Source organism: Neobacillus niacini (assembly GCF_030817595.1).
Lineage (GTDB): Bacteria > Bacillota > Bacilli > Bacillales > Cytobacillaceae > Neobacillus > Neobacillus niacini_G.
The window spans coordinates 1,631,900-1,646,460 of sequence record NZ_JAUSZN010000001.1 but is presented as its reverse complement, the minus strand read 5'-3'; the positions used below and the strand labels follow the sequence as shown (position 1 = coordinate 1,646,460).

The 14,561-nt window shown below is 39.5% G+C and carries 16 protein-coding genes; 13 read left to right on the top strand and 3 right to left on the bottom strand.

The features are described from left to right. Positions 1–14 precede the first annotated feature (14 nt). From cobA to QFZ31_RS08260, 5 genes are all read left to right on the top strand, one after another. Positions 15–791 carry a uroporphyrinogen-III C-methyltransferase gene (gene cobA, locus QFZ31_RS08280; RefSeq protein WP_307302369.1) on the top strand — a complete coding sequence of 259 codons (777 nt, stop codon included), beginning with the start codon at positions 15–17 and terminating at the stop codon, positions 789–791. Between the two features lie 21 nt (positions 792–812). After that, positions 813–1,538, top strand: a complete 726-nt coding sequence (locus QFZ31_RS08275) for a sirohydrochlorin chelatase (protein ID WP_307302367.1) — start codon at positions 813–815, stop codon at positions 1,536–1,538. A gap of 131 nt (positions 1,539–1,669) precedes the next feature. After that, the gene (locus QFZ31_RS08270; RefSeq protein ID WP_307302365.1) at positions 1,670–3,475 is read left to right on the top strand and encodes an assimilatory sulfite reductase (NADPH) flavoprotein subunit; all 1,806 of its coding nucleotides are present in this window, start codon (positions 1,670–1,672) and stop codon (positions 3,473–3,475) included. Positions 3,476–3,500: 25 nt separating this feature from the next. Next, complete coding sequence (gene cysI / locus QFZ31_RS08265; protein WP_307302363.1) at positions 3,501–5,216, top strand: assimilatory sulfite reductase (NADPH) hemoprotein subunit; 1,716 nt, start codon at positions 3,501–3,503, stop codon at positions 5,214–5,216. A gap of 198 nt (positions 5,217–5,414) precedes the next feature. Next, positions 5,415–5,690 carry an aspartyl-phosphate phosphatase Spo0E family protein gene (locus QFZ31_RS08260; RefSeq protein ID WP_307302361.1) on the top strand — a complete coding sequence of 92 codons (276 nt, stop codon included), beginning with the start codon at positions 5,415–5,417 and terminating at the stop codon, positions 5,688–5,690. A 76-nt stretch (positions 5,691–5,766) separates the two neighbouring features. Here the strand turns inward: QFZ31_RS08260 and QFZ31_RS08255 are convergent, their stop codons facing one another. Then, positions 5,767–5,952, bottom strand: coding sequence for a hypothetical protein (locus tag QFZ31_RS08255; protein ID WP_307302360.1), 186 nt, complete (start codon positions 5,950–5,952; stop codon positions 5,767–5,769). Between the two features lie 343 nt (positions 5,953–6,295). Here QFZ31_RS08255 and QFZ31_RS08250 point away from each other — a divergent pair, with 343 nt between their 5' ends. From QFZ31_RS08250 to QFZ31_RS08230, 5 genes are all read left to right on the top strand, one after another. Further along, the gene (locus tag QFZ31_RS08250) at positions 6,296–7,138 is read left to right on the top strand and encodes an ABC transporter ATP-binding protein (RefSeq protein WP_306073995.1); all 843 of its coding nucleotides are present in this window, start codon (positions 6,296–6,298) and stop codon (positions 7,136–7,138) included. Beyond that, positions 7,071–7,832 (top strand): ABC transporter permease, encoded by a 762-nt coding sequence (locus QFZ31_RS08245; RefSeq protein WP_179600270.1) that lies wholly within the window; start codon positions 7,071–7,073, stop codon positions 7,830–7,832. Before QFZ31_RS08250 ends, QFZ31_RS08245 begins: the two co-directional genes overlap by 68 nt. Before the next feature lie 26 nt (positions 7,833–7,858). After that, positions 7,859–8,866 (top strand): aliphatic sulfonate ABC transporter substrate-binding protein, encoded by a 1,008-nt coding sequence (locus QFZ31_RS08240; protein ID WP_307302357.1) that lies wholly within the window; start codon positions 7,859–7,861, stop codon positions 8,864–8,866. An 88-nt stretch (positions 8,867–8,954) separates the two neighbouring features. After that, on the top strand, positions 8,955–9,380 hold the full coding sequence (locus QFZ31_RS08235; protein WP_307302355.1) for an OsmC family protein: 426 nt from the start codon (positions 8,955–8,957) through the stop codon (positions 9,378–9,380). A 288-nt stretch (positions 9,381–9,668) separates the two neighbouring features. Beyond that, the gene (locus tag QFZ31_RS08230) at positions 9,669–11,030 is read left to right on the top strand and encodes an IS1182 family transposase (protein WP_307302353.1); all 1,362 of its coding nucleotides are present in this window, start codon (positions 9,669–9,671) and stop codon (positions 11,028–11,030) included. 106 nt (positions 11,031–11,136) lie between these two features. On the opposite strand, the gene QFZ31_RS08225 is transcribed toward QFZ31_RS08230, so the two are convergent. Then, positions 11,137–11,667, bottom strand: a complete 531-nt coding sequence (locus QFZ31_RS08225; protein ID WP_307302351.1) for a J domain-containing protein — start codon at positions 11,665–11,667, stop codon at positions 11,137–11,139. A 107-nt stretch (positions 11,668–11,774) separates the two neighbouring features. Continuing rightward, positions 11,775–12,275, bottom strand: coding sequence for a preQ(1) synthase (gene queF, locus QFZ31_RS08220; protein ID WP_179600278.1), 501 nt, complete (start codon positions 12,273–12,275; stop codon positions 11,775–11,777). 379 nt (positions 12,276–12,654) lie between these two features. Between queF and queC the strand changes: the two genes are divergently transcribed. Genes queC through queE form a run of 3 tightly spaced genes read left to right on the top strand, consistent with a single transcriptional unit; the run spans position 12,655 to position 14,540 of the window. Beyond that, positions 12,655–13,332: a 7-cyano-7-deazaguanine synthase QueC gene (gene queC, locus QFZ31_RS08215; protein WP_373459833.1), complete on the top strand. Its 678-nt coding sequence runs from the start codon at positions 12,655–12,657 to the stop codon at positions 13,330–13,332. Between the two features lie 3 nt (positions 13,333–13,335). Further along, a complete protein-coding gene (gene queD / locus QFZ31_RS08210) occupies positions 13,336–13,815 on the top strand; it encodes a 6-carboxytetrahydropterin synthase QueD (RefSeq protein ID WP_307302346.1) in 480 nt (159 codons plus the stop codon). Further along, positions 13,812–14,540, top strand: a complete 729-nt coding sequence (gene queE, locus QFZ31_RS08205) for a 7-carboxy-7-deazaguanine synthase QueE (protein WP_307302345.1) — start codon at positions 13,812–13,814, stop codon at positions 14,538–14,540. Before queD ends, queE begins: the two co-directional genes overlap by 4 nt. Positions 14,541–14,561: the final 21 nt, after the last annotated feature.

Below are 14,561 nucleotides of genomic sequence, written 5' to 3'. Positions count from 1 at the left end.
AGGATGGTTGATCAATGGTTGGCAAGGTTTATTTAGTAGGTGCGGGTCCTGGAGATCCAGATTTAATTACAGTAAAAGGATTGCGCTGCCTCAAGCAAGCTGATGTCATCCTCTATGATCGGCTGGTAAATCCTGAACTTTTGGAGAATGCAAAAGAGGGAGCACAACTTGTCTATTGCGGCAAGCTTCCACATTATCATACAATGAAACAGGAAACCATTAATCATTTCCTAGTGAAATATGCCAAAAAGGGGTATCAGGTTGTTCGCTTAAAAGGAGGAGACCCTTTTGTTTTCGGACGTGGCGGCGAAGAAGCGGAGGAATGTGCGAAGCATAATATTCCGTTTGAAATCGTTCCAGGTATTACAGCTGGAATCGCTGCTTCTGCATATGCAGGAATTCCTGTTACCCATCGTTCCTTGAGTAAAAGCTTCGCAATTATTACCGGACATCAGGCTGGTGATGCCTGTGCCGAACATCAGTGGGAACATTTGGCGAAGGGTGTAGATACGATCTGTGTGTATATGGGTATAGCCCATCTTCCGATGATAACCAAACACTTAATCGTAAACGGTAAATCACCACAGACTCCAATTGCTCTGATTCATTGGGGGACATTACGTGACCAGAGGATTGTGGTAGGAACACTTGAAAATATTAAAGAAGTGGTGGAAAGAGAGCAAATTACCAATCCGAGTATGATCGTAATTGGCGAGGTTGTTAGTTTGCACAAAAAATTAAATTGGTTCCAAGAAGAAATTGTACCAAATATTCCAGTAGCCAACCGGTAACAACTGAAGGGAGCACATTGTATGAAAGCAATTCTTTATATCGGCCACGGTACTCGCTCAAAAAAAGGTGCGGTCGAAATTAAAGCCTTTATTAACAAGGTTAAGGAGCGAATTGATGTACCAATTCAGGAAGTCAGTTTCCTTGAGTTGACAGAGCCGCTGATTGAAGAAGGCTTTGAAACATGTGTTGAACAAGGTGCAACGGAAATCGATGTCGTTCCTCTGTTTCTTTTGGCAGCGGGACACATAAAACGGGATATCCCTGAAGCCTTGTCACCCTTAATGGCTAAATATCCTACTATTCCGGTCAAAATAAAGAATCCATTTGGCGTGCAGGAAGTTATTTTGGATGCGGTCGCTGAGTTAATTAAGGATTCAGCAGGTGAAGTGCTCCCCGCTGACAGGTTATTGATTGTCGGTGTGGGCAGCAGTGACCCTGATGTTCATGTGAACTTTGCTAAGATTGCAGATGGCATCGGAGGGCGACTTGAACCTGAAAAGGTATCTGTTTGCTATTTTGCAGCCACTGAACCGAAGCTGAGTGAGGGATTAGAGACGATATCGGAAGGAGCTAAAGGGCGAGTAATTGTCGTTCCTTATATGCTATTTACCGGTCTCCTTCTTGCAGAATTAAACAAAATCGTGCGATCTCGTCAAAAAGAAGGTCAAAGGATTCTTTGTACTCCAGCTTTAAGCAACCATACCGTAATAGAAGATATTGTAATCGAACGTGCGGTTGGTGAGTAGAAACAAAAGAATTTAGGTAACTAAAACATATAAATAGAGAACTGGGTCATTAAAAAGACTAATTTAAATCTAACAGCCTCTAAAAAAATACTGTATGATAAAGTTTATATTCCATAGTGAGGTGGATAACGTTGCAACTTCAGGTAATGAACAGTCCGTTTAATCAGGAGCAGGCGGAACTCCTAAATCGTCTCTTACCTACTTTTACTGAATCTCAAAAAGTTTGGTTGAGTGGGTATCTTGCGGGTGCAGCATCTGCGCCATTGGCTTCAGTCCTCGGGGTGCCAAGCCAGCAAGGAACTACAGAGGGGACAGCTTCAAAAGAAGTGACCATTCTTTACGGATCACAAACAGGTAATGCACGAGGCTTAGCAAAAAAGGCAAGCACGACACTTGAAGGAAAAGGATTCCTAGTAACTGTTTCCGCCATGAGTGATTTTAAGCCAAACAATATTAAGAAAGTAAAAAATCTACTTATTATCGTAAGTACCCACGGAGAAGGCGATCCACCGGATAATGCCCTGACATTCCATGAGTTTTTACATGGCAAAAGAGCTCCGAAGCTTGAAGACTTAAACTTTTCAGTCTTATCGCTTGGAGATAGCTCATATGAATTCTTCTGTCAAACAGGTAAACAATTTGATGCTCGACTAGAGGAACTAGGTGGAACCAGACTTTATCCACGTTTCGACTGTGATCTTGATTACGATGAACCAGCAGCAGAATGGCTTGAAGGAGTCATAAGCAGCCTTGGTGAAGCAAAGGGTGGAATTCCTGCACTAACTCAAGGTACGGCAACTCAAACAGTTGAATCGACCTTTTCAAGAACCAACCCATTTAGAGCAGAAGTGCTTGATAATCTCAACTTAAACGGCCGCGGATCAAACAAAGAAACACGCCATCTGGAGTTATCGCTAGAAGGGTCTGGCCTTAGTTTTGAACCAGGGGACGCGCTTGGAATCTATCCAGAAAATGATCCTGAACTAGTTGACCTTCTTCTAGAAGAATTGAAATGGAACCCAGAAGAAAGTGTAACCATTAATAAACAAGGCGAAGTTCTTTCGTTAAAAGATGCCCTGACAACCTATTATGAGATTACAACATTAACAAAACCGCTTCTTGAAAAAGCAGCAAAACTTACTGCAAACAATGAACTACAGGAACTTCTAAATGATAATGAAAAAGTAAAATCCTATCTTGAAGGACATGATTTACTTGATGTGGTTCGTGAGTTTGGACCGTTAAATAGCTCTCCTCAAGAGTTTGTTTCAATACTTAGGAAAATGCCTGCCCGCTTATATTCGATTGCTAGCAGCTTAAATGCAAATCCAGATGAAGTTCATTTAACAATAGGTGCCGTCCGTTATAACGCTCATGGTCGTGACCGCAAAGGTGTCTGCTCTATTTTTACAGCAGAACGATTACAGCCAGGAGACACGGTACCAGTCTACATTCAACATAACGAAAACTTTAAGCTCCCGGCGAATCCTGAGACACCAATCATTATGGTAGGACCAGGTACAGGTGTAGCACCATTCCGCTCCTTTATGCAAGAACGCGAGGAAACTGGGGCAGAAGGTAAGTCTTGGATGTTCTTCGGAGACCAGCATTTCGTGACAGATTTCCTTTATCAAACAGAGTGGCAAAAATGGTTGAAAGATGGTGTATTAACTAGAATGGATGTTGCTTTTTCACGGGACACAGCTGAAAAAGTTTATGTTCAACACCGTATGCTAGAACAAAGCAAAGAATTGTTCCAATGGCTTCAAGAAGGTGCTCACCTTTACATTTGCGGTGATGAAAAACATATGGCACATGACGTCCATCAAACACTAATTGCAATTATCGAAAAAGAAGGAAGCTTGAGCCGAGAAGAGGCAGAAGCCTACTTAGCAGATATGCAGCAGCAAAAACGGTACCAGCGCGATGTATATTGATATAGTGGAAGGAGATTTTTCTTAAATGGTGAAGCAAAAATTAAAGGCACCTGAAGGCGCGCCAAGTGATGTAGAGCGTATAAAAAGAGAAAGTAACTATTTACGCGGAACACTAAAGGAAGTAATGCAAGATCGAATTAGTGCAGGAATTCCAGATGATGATAACCGCTTAATGAAGCACCATGGCAGCTATTTGCAGGATGACCGTGATCTCCGCAACGAACGACAAAAGCAAAAGTTAGAGCCTGCTTACCAGTTTATGCTCCGTGTTCGTATGCCGGGTGGTGTAGCAACTCCAGAGCAGTGGCTTGTCATGGATGACTTAGCTGAAAAATATGGCAATGGTACCTTAAAGTTAACTACTCGTGAAACATTTCAAATGCATGGCATTTTAAAATGGAATATGAAAAGCACTATTCAGGAAATTCATGCTGCTCTTCTAGACACCATTGCCGCTTGCGGAGATGTAAACCGTAATGTGATGTGTGCATCTAATCCTTATCAGTCTGAGGTTCACTCAGAAGTGTATGAATGGTCGAAAAAATTAAGTAATGATCTATTGCCACGGACAAGAGCTTATCATGAAATTTGGCTTGATGAGGAAAAAGTCGCTGGAACACCGGAAGTAGAAGAAGAACCAATGTACGGACCGCTTTATCTGCCGCGTAAATTTAAAATCGGTATTGCAGTACCGCCATCAAATGATATTGACGTTTTCTCACAGGATCTAGGTTTAATTGCGATTGTTGAAAACGAAAGGCTTGTCGGCTTTAACGTTGCAATTGGCGGCGGAATGGGAATGACTCACGGAGACAAGGAGACCTACCCGCAGCTTGCCAAGGTAATAGGCTTCGTTAAACCAGAACAAATCTATGATGTGGCAGAAAAAGTGATTACGATTCAACGAGATTACGGTAATCGTTCAGAACGTAAAAACGCTCGTTTCAAGTATACTGTCGACCGTTTAGGACTTGAAACAGTAAAGGAAGAACTAGAAGAGCGCCTGGGCTGGAGTCTTGGTGAAGCAAAACCTTATCATTTTGATAACAATGGCGATCGTTATGGCTGGGTAAAGGGCATTAATGGAAAATGGCATTTAACATTGTTCGTTGAAGGTGGACGTGTCGCAGATTTTGATGATTATAAGCTGAAGACAGGCTTACGGGAAATTGCCAAGATACATACAGGTGATATCCGTCTGACGTCCAATCAAAATATAATTATTGCCAATGTATCTGCACAGAAAAAGAAGAAGATTAATGAATTGATTGAACAATATGGTCTAACAGATGGTGAGCATATTTCAGCGCTCCGTCGCAGCTCGATTGCCTGTGTTGCCCTGCCAACATGCGGTTTAGCAATGGCAGAAGCAGAACGTTATTTGCCACGTCTTATCGACAAAATCGAAGATATTGTGGATGAGAACGGTCTTCGAGATAAAGAGATAACCATTCGGATGACAGGATGTCCGAACGGATGTGCACGTCATGCACTCGGAGAAATAGGCTTTATCGGTAAGGCACCAGGCAAATACAATATGTACTTAGGAGCAGCCCATGATGGCAGCCGCTTAAGTAAAATGTATCGAGAAAACATTGCTGAAGAAGAAATTTTAAGTGAATTGCGTGTGGTTCTTTCCCGTTATGCGAAAGAACGCAACCAAGACGAGCACTTCGGTGATTTCGTTATTCGTGCAGGAATCGTCCAAGCTACGACAGATGGCACAAATTTTCATGTGTAATATCGGAAAAGAGACAGAAATCCTGTCTCTTTTTTTAAGTTGAATATTCAGAAATTTTAAACATCGTCTAGTTTTGTCATAATTTAACTTGTTTTAGCGAAACGATTTAATAGATTTAAATCCATGCTATAATACTTTCCATGACTAACATATAAAAGCAACTAGATAATTAATATTGTTTAGAGGTGTGTTTTTGTTATGAGGATAGTAGAGTTAGAAGAAGCAATAAATGAGAAAAGGGCTGAAATGATAGAAATAGGTATGGAAAAAGGACTGTCTTGTGAAGAAACAATAGTATGCAGTCAAGAGCTTGACAGATTGCTTAATGACCATAGAAGGTTAACAGCGAGGCAGGGCCGATTTAAATCTACCTCATTTCATGAAGAATTTTTGACCTTTATTTTTCACTTACAAAGATTGATAATGAGACCTAATAGACTGTTGCTTCCTTACAAGAGTAATAGATTCTCTTAAGGTCATATGTATGCCTTAGAAGGTAATTTTAGACCCACCCATTTAAATAGATGGGTCTTTTTTTTGTTTATTAATTTTAGGTTCGCTGAATCGTAGAAGTTGAAAAACTTTTTACCATTTTTTGCAGGTTTCTATGCGCTTCTCTTAGTTTGATTGTTTCTTCAATAATTCTTTGGAAGCCTTCAATGTCTCTATCAGATGCATATAAAAGTGTCTTTGGTACTCCTTCAGCAATTTGTTGTAGGGTAATATCTTGGCTCATAGCTATGACCACCTTTCAACTTATTCAATAGACTATTTTTTTCGTCTACTCTAATAGTTTGAGGTAGAAGAGTGTTTCTCCTGCCATGACTATAAAAAACTTGTCTACATGAATCACCAGAATCTATTAGAAAAAGCAAAGTTCTAGCAAATAACGACGGGAATCCATTAGGGTTGTTAGACCTTTGTAGAAAAATATTTAAAGAAAATTCAGTTAATTAAATAGATCCGATACTGGAATAAATAAATAGCATAATGAAAGAATAATAGTTGACTTAACAACTGTTTGTAATATAATAAAACCAATGGTTTTACTGGGGATTTGAAAAAGAGGTGAAATATACATGTACTTAACGATAGAAAAGATTCAAAAGAGTTTTGTTAATGATAGAAAAGAAAACGTAAAAGTACTTGATGGAATAAATTTGAATGTTAAAAAAGGAAGTTTTGTTTCAATTGTTGGACCATCTGGTTGCGGGAAGTCTACATTGCTCTACCTTGTGGCGGGACTTGATAAAGCAGATAGCGGCGAAATTCGCGTTAATGGAGACTTGGTAACGAAACCTGGTCCTGAAAGAGTGGTAGTGTTCCAAGAAGCAGGTTTATTTCCTTGGCTGACTGTCTTAGAAAATGTAACCTATGGGCTAAATTTAAAAAAAATGCCAAAGGAAGAGGCAAAAGCGAAGGCGCTTGATGTATTAAAAATGGTTCACCTCAGTAAGTATGTAAATTCCTATCCACACGAATTATCTGGCGGCATGAAGCAAAGGGTTTCCATCGCTAGAGCATTAGTCATGGAGCCCGACATCCTGTTAATGGATGAGCCTTTTTCAGCACTAGATGAACAAACGAGAATGGTACTTCATAAAGAGCTGCTTGATATTTGGAGAAAGACCAAAGTTACCATCTTTTTTATCACCCACAATATTAGAGAAGCGGTCCTTCTTTCAGAAGAAGTCGTGGTTTTTGCCACACGTCCCGGAAGGATCAAGGAAATCATTCCTGTTCCAACCATGAAGGATGGGGTTACACCTGATAGTGTGACGTTAAATACTGAACAACGAATCTTGTCTATATTGCAAGAAGAAATTGAAAAAGTTTTGAAGGAGGAAATCGGTGATGACTACAGCTTTAAGACGGATCATCTTCATCGCGGCGATAGCGGTGATATGGGAAGTCACATCTAGATTTTCCAGCCTTCCAGATTTTATGTTTCCCAGCCTGAGTCAGGTTTTGGAAACACTTTTCAACGGCTTAATGAGTGGTCAAATTACGCTGGCAATTGGTAAAAGTATGGGGCGTATCCTCCTTGGGTTTACGATAGCCATAGTTGTGGGATTAATATTAGGGTACTTCATTTGGCGATATAAACTGGTCGAAGACACATTGGGATTTGTCGTAACGGCACTTCAATCAATTCCAAGTATTGTTTGGTTCCCACTAGCGATTATCTGGTTTGGTTTAAATGATTTTTCGATTCTTTTTATTGTTACAATCGGAGCCACGTGGACCATGACGGTTAACGCAACGAGCGGTTTCAAGAATGTACCTCAGCTTTATCAGCGGGTGGCAAAAGTATATGGTTCCAGTGGTTTTCATTTCCTTCGAACTGTTATCCTTCCGGCATCTGTACCACAAATCATTTCGGGGCTGCGGATTGCATGGGCATTTTCATGGCGCGCCTTAATGGCAGGTGAACTGCTTGGCGGCGGCGGAGGACTTGGACAATTGCTTGAAATGGGTCGTTCTCTCGGTCAAATGGATTTAGTTATCTCTGTCATGATTATCATTGCCATCATCGGGACTATTGTCGATAATGTTGTTTTTTCCAGACTTGAACGCAATGTAGAAATAAAATGGGGTATTCGAAAAAGAGTTTAATAAAAAAATAGCCAGGAGAGAAAAAAATGTTAAAAAAATCTATGCTTTATCTATTTATCACGATCTTATTTATTGGACTTTTAAGCGGCTGTGCCCAATCATCCAACGAAGGTGAAGGCAAAAGCAATAGCGGAGAGGCGAAAACGGTTAAGATTGGTTATTTTCCGAACCTAACTCATATCGCAACAATTGTCGCACTTGAAAATGGTTATTTTGAAGAAGCTTTCGGTAAAGATGTAAAAATTGAAACAAAAACGGTTGCAAATGGCGGATTATTTATGGAAGCTATGGCGACTAAGGCAATAGATGTTGGTACAGTAGGTCCAGGGCCATTACTTAACTTCTATGTAAAAAACAAAGAATACCATCTCATCTCAGGTGCAGTAAATGGCGGAGCGGTTCTAGTGGCTGCAGAAGGCAGCGGAGTTGAAAAATTAGAAGATTTAGATGGAAAAAAAGTAGCGATTCCGGTTATTGGAAGCACGCAGGATGTAATGTTACGTAAAGCATTAAAAGACGCAGATTTAAAAGCGAAAACAAGTGGCGGTACAGTTGATTTATTTGCAGCAGCTCCTGCTGACACAGCATCTCTTTTCATCCAAAAACAAGTTGACGCAGCCGCAACACAAGAGCCTTGGGGATATGTACTTGAAAACCAAGCAAATGGTAAACTTCTTTTAGACTGGGATAAATTTGCATGGGGTAAGGAATCTACCAATACAGTCGTTGCTGCTAGAGCAGACTTTTTGGAAAACAAAGACTTAGCAAAGCAATATTTAGATGCTCATAAAAAAGCGGTAAAATTTATTCAGGACAATCCTGAAGAGAGCAAAGAAGTTGTCATGAAGCACTTAAAAGATCTAACAGGTAAAGAGTTAAATAAAGATGAAGTAGACGCAGCGTTCTCACGTTTAGCTGTCACAACAGACGTTAACGAAAAAGTCATTCAGGAAATGGCAGATATCAGCAAAGAAGCTGGATATATTCCAAGCAGTGACATTAAAGGTTTAATCGACTTATCATTATTGAAGTAATACGAAAGGTTTTGGACTCAATTATGGGTTCAAAACCTTTTTTTAAGGTAAAATAAGGGTGGTATTACATAAGGGAAGGATGGTAGAAATGAGATCAACGATAACTTGGACAGGCGATATGGCTTTTACTGGTATAACACCTTCAGGACACGAATTAAGAATGGACGCTGCACCAGAAGTTGGTGGTCAAAATAGTGGACCTAGACCGACAGAGCTACTCCTTTATTCGCTTGCAGGCTGCACAGGAATTGACATCGTGATGATTTTGAAGAAAATGCGTTTAGAGTTAACTGGTTTTTCCATGGAAGTAGAGGGGACACGTGCGGATACAGAACCGAAGAAATTTACCGACTTTCATATTCACTATTCAGTAGAAGGGGACCTGCCAGAAGAAAAGGTAGTCCGCGCCATCCAATTGTCAAAAGACAAATACTGCTCCGTTTCCCATTCACTAAGTGCAAACATAGTCGCAAGCTATTCGATTAACGGAGTCAAAGGCAATAAAGTGTTATAGGTTTTTAATATTAGTTATTTCAAGAAGCAAGAAACAAGGGTAATAATGAAAAAATGGACCTCATAAAGCGTTCATGAAGCCCAAATAAATGTGAAAAAAGAAAAAGCGGTACTCATGAAGTGTTCATGAAGCTCATTTCAAGGATAAAAAAGAAAAAGTGGCACTCATGAAAAAAGGATTCAGCTTTTTGCTGAATCCTTCAGACTGTCGACAAATCCGAAAAAATACGGGTTTGCCGGCAGTTTTTTTGTATAATTAAGGTACAAAGATTTTAATGGGGTGGATGAAATGCTTACTAAAAATACACAGACAAATCGTGACCAAATAGAAATGATTGCTTTAGAACAACTAGTACCTGTAAACCATTTGGTCCGCAAAATCGAAGCGGCTATTGATTTTTCATTTATCTATTCACTCGTTCAAGACATGTATTCTTCTGAACGGGGACGTCCGAGTATTGACCCTGTAGTATTGATTAAGATGGCTTTCATCCAATATACCTTCGGTATTCGCTCCATGCGTAAAACTATTGAAGAAATCGAAACCAATACGGCATATCGATGGTTTTTAGGCTTTGGTTTTTATGATAAGGTACCTCACTTTTCAACTTTTGGTAAAAACTACGAGCGACGCTTTAAGGATACCGATTTATTTGAGCAGATTTTCTATCGAATTTTGAAGGAAGCCTCAGAGAAGAAATTGATTAGTAGTGAGCACGTATTTATTGATTCTACTCATGTAAAGGCTAGCGCAAACAAGAAGAAATTTGAGAAGAAAGTAGTTAGAAAAGAATCGAAAGCATATGAGGCACGTCTACAAGAAGAGATCAATAAAGACCGAGAAGATCACGGAAAAAAGCCATTTCCTCCAGATAAGTTTGATAAAGAAGAATTAAAAGAAATTAAAGAAAGCACGACTGACCCAGAGAGTGGTTATTACGTAAAGGACGAACGAACGAAACAGTTCGCATATTCATTTCATGCAGCTGCGGATCGAAATGGTTTTGTTTTGGGGGCAATTGTAACGCCGGGGAATATTCATGATAGCGTTGTTTTCGAGCCACTACTCGAGAAGATAATAGAGAAACATGGAAAACCTGAAGCTGTTGCGGCTGACGCTGGTTATAAAACATCTCCAATTGCCCAATATGTATTTGAACACGATATGACACCAGTTCTACCATATACTCGCCCTCGTACAAAAGAAGGTTATCTTAAAAAACAAGAGTATGTTTACGATGAGTACTACGATTGTTATATCTGTCCGCAAGGACAAGTATTGAAATATTCAACGACGACGAAGGATGGAAAGCGCCAGTATTTCTCTAATCCGATTGAATGTCAAAATTGTCCATTGCTTTCCCAATGCACTCAGAGTAAAGAACATAAAAAACTCATTGAGCGTCATGTGTGGGAACACTATTTGGAGGAAGCGGATCACCTTCGTCATACTCAAGAGAATAAAACCATTTATGCACGTCGTAAAGAAACGATTGAACGTGTCTTTGCGGATGCTAAGGAAAAGCATGGTATGCGTTGGACAACCTTAAGAGGTTTAAAAAAATTGTCCATGCAGGCGATGCTTACTTTTGCTGCCATGAACTTGAAAAAGATGGCCAACTGGACCTGGAAAGGTCCAGAAATGGCGTAATAATAGGCATAGGATAGGTCTAAATATTGCTCTTACGAGCAAATTTCCAACGTAAAGGCACCCGAATGAGCTTATTCGGGTGCCTTTTGTCTACAATCTGAAGGATTCAGCTTTTTGCTGAATCCTTTACTTTTTCATAATGTTCATAAAACACTTTAAATAGCCGTTCATCTCCGCCTCGGTCGGGGTGAAGGGCTTTTAATAATTTTTTGTATTCTTTCCTAATAACATCCATATCTGCACCAGGATCTAATCCTAATATCGAGTTTAGGGTCAACGGCGGAGTATCGGTAAGCTCATATTCTGCTTTTAGCATTCTTTTTAAGGATCGATTTTTTGCTTGTTCGATCCGAATTGTCGTTTTTAACTGTTCAATTTCTTCTTTCAATTTTTGATTGTCACGAAACGTTTTTTCCCAATTGAGAAAATCTACTCCGAACTGCTTGGTTTTGTTCTCTATCTTTTTTTCCAAAATAAAAGACGCTAAATCAACGGGAGTTATGGAGTATTCGAGATTTAGGTGCTTTGTTCTTCTGGCTTTAATTTTCCCATCGAGAATCCAACGAATGACAACCTGTTCACTATCAGTAATCCCCTCAGCTCGAAGCTGTTCCGTAACCTCTTTAACATTTAACATAAAATCAACTCATTCTACATTCGTCTAGTAACTACTAAACTAATGTATCACATGGAAAATGTTACAGGTTTACAAGACTATTTAATTTTTGTTGCAAAAAGTTTTCATTAACGATTATCGACTTTTTCCGGATAAAGGTCATGGTTCATTAAACGGAAAGTGGCCATTTCTTCGAACTTGGTACCTGGCTTGCCATAGTTGCACCATGGATCAATTGAAATTCCACCGCGTGGCGTGAACTTACCCCAAACCTCAATATAGCGGGGATCCAAAAGCTTAATTAAATCGTTCATGATGATGTTAACGCAATCCTCGTGGAAATCACCATGATTTCTGAAGCTGAATAAATAGAGTTTTAGAGACTTACTCTCTACTATCTTTTTATCTGGAATGTATGAGATATACATCGTGGCAAAATCAGGCTGATGGGTAAGCGGACAAAGACTAGTGAATTCCGGGCAATTAAATTTTACGAAATAATCACGCTCTGGGTGAAGATTATCGACTGCCTCTAAAACCTCTGGTGCATATTCAAATGAGTATTGTGTATTTTGATTTCCTAGTAGTGTTAAATCTTTTAATCCTTCTTCGTGGCTGCGGCCTGACATAAAAAAACCTCCAAGTCAAAATGTATATTCAGAAAGCCCAAGCAATCATTCTATTACAAACTAGCTGGATAAAAACAAAAAGCCATGTCCGCATATGGACATGGCATAGAGTCATGAATCCATAGTTTTTTATAGAGGGTATCAGCTATGAACCTCTCCCGTATAAGTACGGGTATTATCTTCTCCATATGATAAAGGACACTCAGCCAAACGTCAATTGAAAAATATTGGACAATAAATAATCCCAATATTTAAAAGATTAATCTTTTACTTATATTATGGTATCATACTAACAGAAAACAATGGAGGTTCTAGCACCCCTCGTTAAAAAAACTAAGAAGAAGCAGTACTTCTATCTTGGGGTACTGCTTCTTCTATTTTGGAAGGAGTTTCATTACTCATGTTAAAAGATGAAAAAGCCATTGTCGTTTTTAGCGGCGGGCAGGACAGTACTACTTGTTTATTTTGGGCATTAAAACAATTTAAAGAGGTGGAAGCCGTCACTTTCGACTACAATCAACGGCATAGTTTAGAAATTGAATGTGCCAAAAATATAGCTAATGAACTAGGTGTAAAACACCATATTTTAGATATGTCTTTATTAAATCAGCTTGCACCGAATGCGTTAACACGCTCAGATATTGAAGTTAAAGAAGGAGAAGAAGGTGAACTGCCTTCAACGTTTGTTCCAGGAAGAAATCTATTGTTCCTTACCTTTGCAGGAGTATTAGCCCGTCAGGTTGGTGCCAAGCATTTAGTCACAGGTGTTTGTGAAACAGATTTCAGCGGCTACCCAGATTGCCGTGATATTTTTATTAAATCTTTAAATGTAACCTTAAATCTTTCCATGGATGATAACTTTGTAATCCACACCCCATTAATGCGGCTGAATAAAGCGGAAACATGGGCATTAGCAGATGAATTAGATGCATTTAATTTTGTACGTGAGAAAACATTGACCTGCTACAATGGTGTTATTTCTGACGGCTGCGGCGAATGTCCGGCATGTGTGTTAAGAAAACGCGGACTTGATGACTTTCTAAGTGGGGGGTTTTAAGAGATGTACGGCTTTAGAATCGTCGATAAACTGCAAAAAATAGATGAGGATATCCAGCGAAAAGAGCTCAAGTATCATAATAAGCGCGTTTTAGTCAGCAAGGAATTTACTTTTGATGCGTCCCATCACCTGCACTGCTATGAAGGTAAATGCAAGAATCTCCACGGACATACCTATAAAGTGGTCTTTGGGATTAGCGGCTATGTAGATGACAGAGGATTAATGATGGATTTTGGCGATATCAAGGAGATATGGAAAAATGAAATTGAAATTCACCTTGATCACCGTTATTTAAACGAAACCCTTCCTCCTATGAATACTACTGCCGAAAACATCGTCGTCTGGATTTATGAAAAAATGAAAGAAGCATTAGCCAAAGAGGAAAACAAGGATCATTATATTGGAGCTAGAGTAGAATTTGTCCGTCTTTTTGAAACGCCTACCAGCTATGCAGAAGCGAGAAGGGAGTGGATGGAGGAATGAACAGAATTCCCGTATTAGAGATTTTTGGCCCAACGATTCAAGGAGAAGGAATGGTCGTTGGACAAAAAACAATGTTTGTTCGAACAGCCGGCTGCGATTACTCCTGCAGCTGGTGTGATTCAGCCTTCACGTGGGATGGCAGCGCCAAAGATGATATTAGGCAGATGACTGCAGAAGAAATTTTGACAGAATTAAAAGCCCTTGGCGGGGACAATTTCTCCTTTGTTACCATCTCAGGGGGGAATCCTGCACTTTTAAAAAATCTAGATTCACTGATTGATTTATTAACAGAAAATGAGATTAAGATTGGAATTGAAACACAGGGAAGCAGATGGCAGGATTGGTTTTTAAAAATTGATGAACTCACCATCTCGCCAAAACCTCCAAGCTCGAACATGGAAACAAATTTTGAAATATTAGATTCAATTTTTATAAATTTAGATGAAAACCAGTTTGAGAATAATGTTAGTTTAAAAGTCGTTATTTTCGATGAAACTGATCTCGAATATGCAAGAATGGTCCATAAGCGTTATAAAGGTATACCTTTTTATTTGCAGGTAGGGAATGACGATATTATGAATGGTAATAATCAAGAACTAATCCAAAAGCTGCTTAATAAATATGAGTGGCTCGTCAATCGGGTAGTCGAAGACAGTCAGCTAAACAATGTCAGAGTGTTGCCTCAACTACATGCTCTGCTTTGGGGTAATAAGCGCGGTGTATAATCGAAAAGCCCACCTAATTGA

Excerpts from the sequence above, each read along its gene's own strand:
- cobA (WP_307302369.1), top strand. The coding sequence starts at position 15 with ATGGTTGGCAAGGTTTATTTAGTAGGTGCGGGTCCTGGAGATCCAGAT.
- queE (WP_307302345.1), top strand. The coding sequence starts at position 13,812 with ATGAACAGAATTCCCGTATTAGAGATTTTTGGCCCAACGATTCAAGGA.
- cysI (WP_307302363.1), top strand. The coding sequence starts at position 3,501 with ATGGTGAAGCAAAAATTAAAGGCACCTGAAGGCGCGCCAAGTGATGTA.
- queD (WP_307302346.1), top strand. The coding sequence starts at position 13,336 with ATGTACGGCTTTAGAATCGTCGATAAACTGCAAAAAATAGATGAGGAT.
- QFZ31_RS08260 (WP_307302361.1), top strand. The coding sequence starts at position 5,415 with ATGAGGATAGTAGAGTTAGAAGAAGCAATAAATGAGAAAAGGGCTGAA.
- QFZ31_RS08235 (WP_307302355.1), top strand. The coding sequence starts at position 8,955 with ATGAGATCAACGATAACTTGGACAGGCGATATGGCTTTTACTGGTATA.
- QFZ31_RS08230 (WP_307302353.1), top strand. The coding sequence starts at position 9,669 with ATGCTTACTAAAAATACACAGACAAATCGTGACCAAATAGAAATGATT.
- QFZ31_RS08245 (WP_179600270.1), top strand. The coding sequence starts at position 7,071 with ATGACTACAGCTTTAAGACGGATCATCTTCATCGCGGCGATAGCGGTG.
- QFZ31_RS08275 (WP_307302367.1), top strand. The coding sequence starts at position 813 with ATGAAAGCAATTCTTTATATCGGCCACGGTACTCGCTCAAAAAAAGGT.
- QFZ31_RS08250 (WP_306073995.1), top strand. The coding sequence starts at position 6,296 with ATGTACTTAACGATAGAAAAGATTCAAAAGAGTTTTGTTAATGATAGA.
- queF (WP_179600278.1), bottom strand. The coding sequence starts at position 12,275 with ATGTCAGGCCGCAGCCACGAAGAAGGATTAAAAGATTTAACACTACTA.
- QFZ31_RS08255 (WP_307302360.1), bottom strand. The coding sequence starts at position 5,952 with ATGAGCCAAGATATTACCCTACAACAAATTGCTGAAGGAGTACCAAAG.
- QFZ31_RS08225 (WP_307302351.1), bottom strand. The coding sequence starts at position 11,667 with ATGTTAAATGTTAAAGAGGTTACGGAACAGCTTCGAGCTGAGGGGATT.
- QFZ31_RS08240 (WP_307302357.1), top strand. The coding sequence starts at position 7,859 with ATGTTAAAAAAATCTATGCTTTATCTATTTATCACGATCTTATTTATT.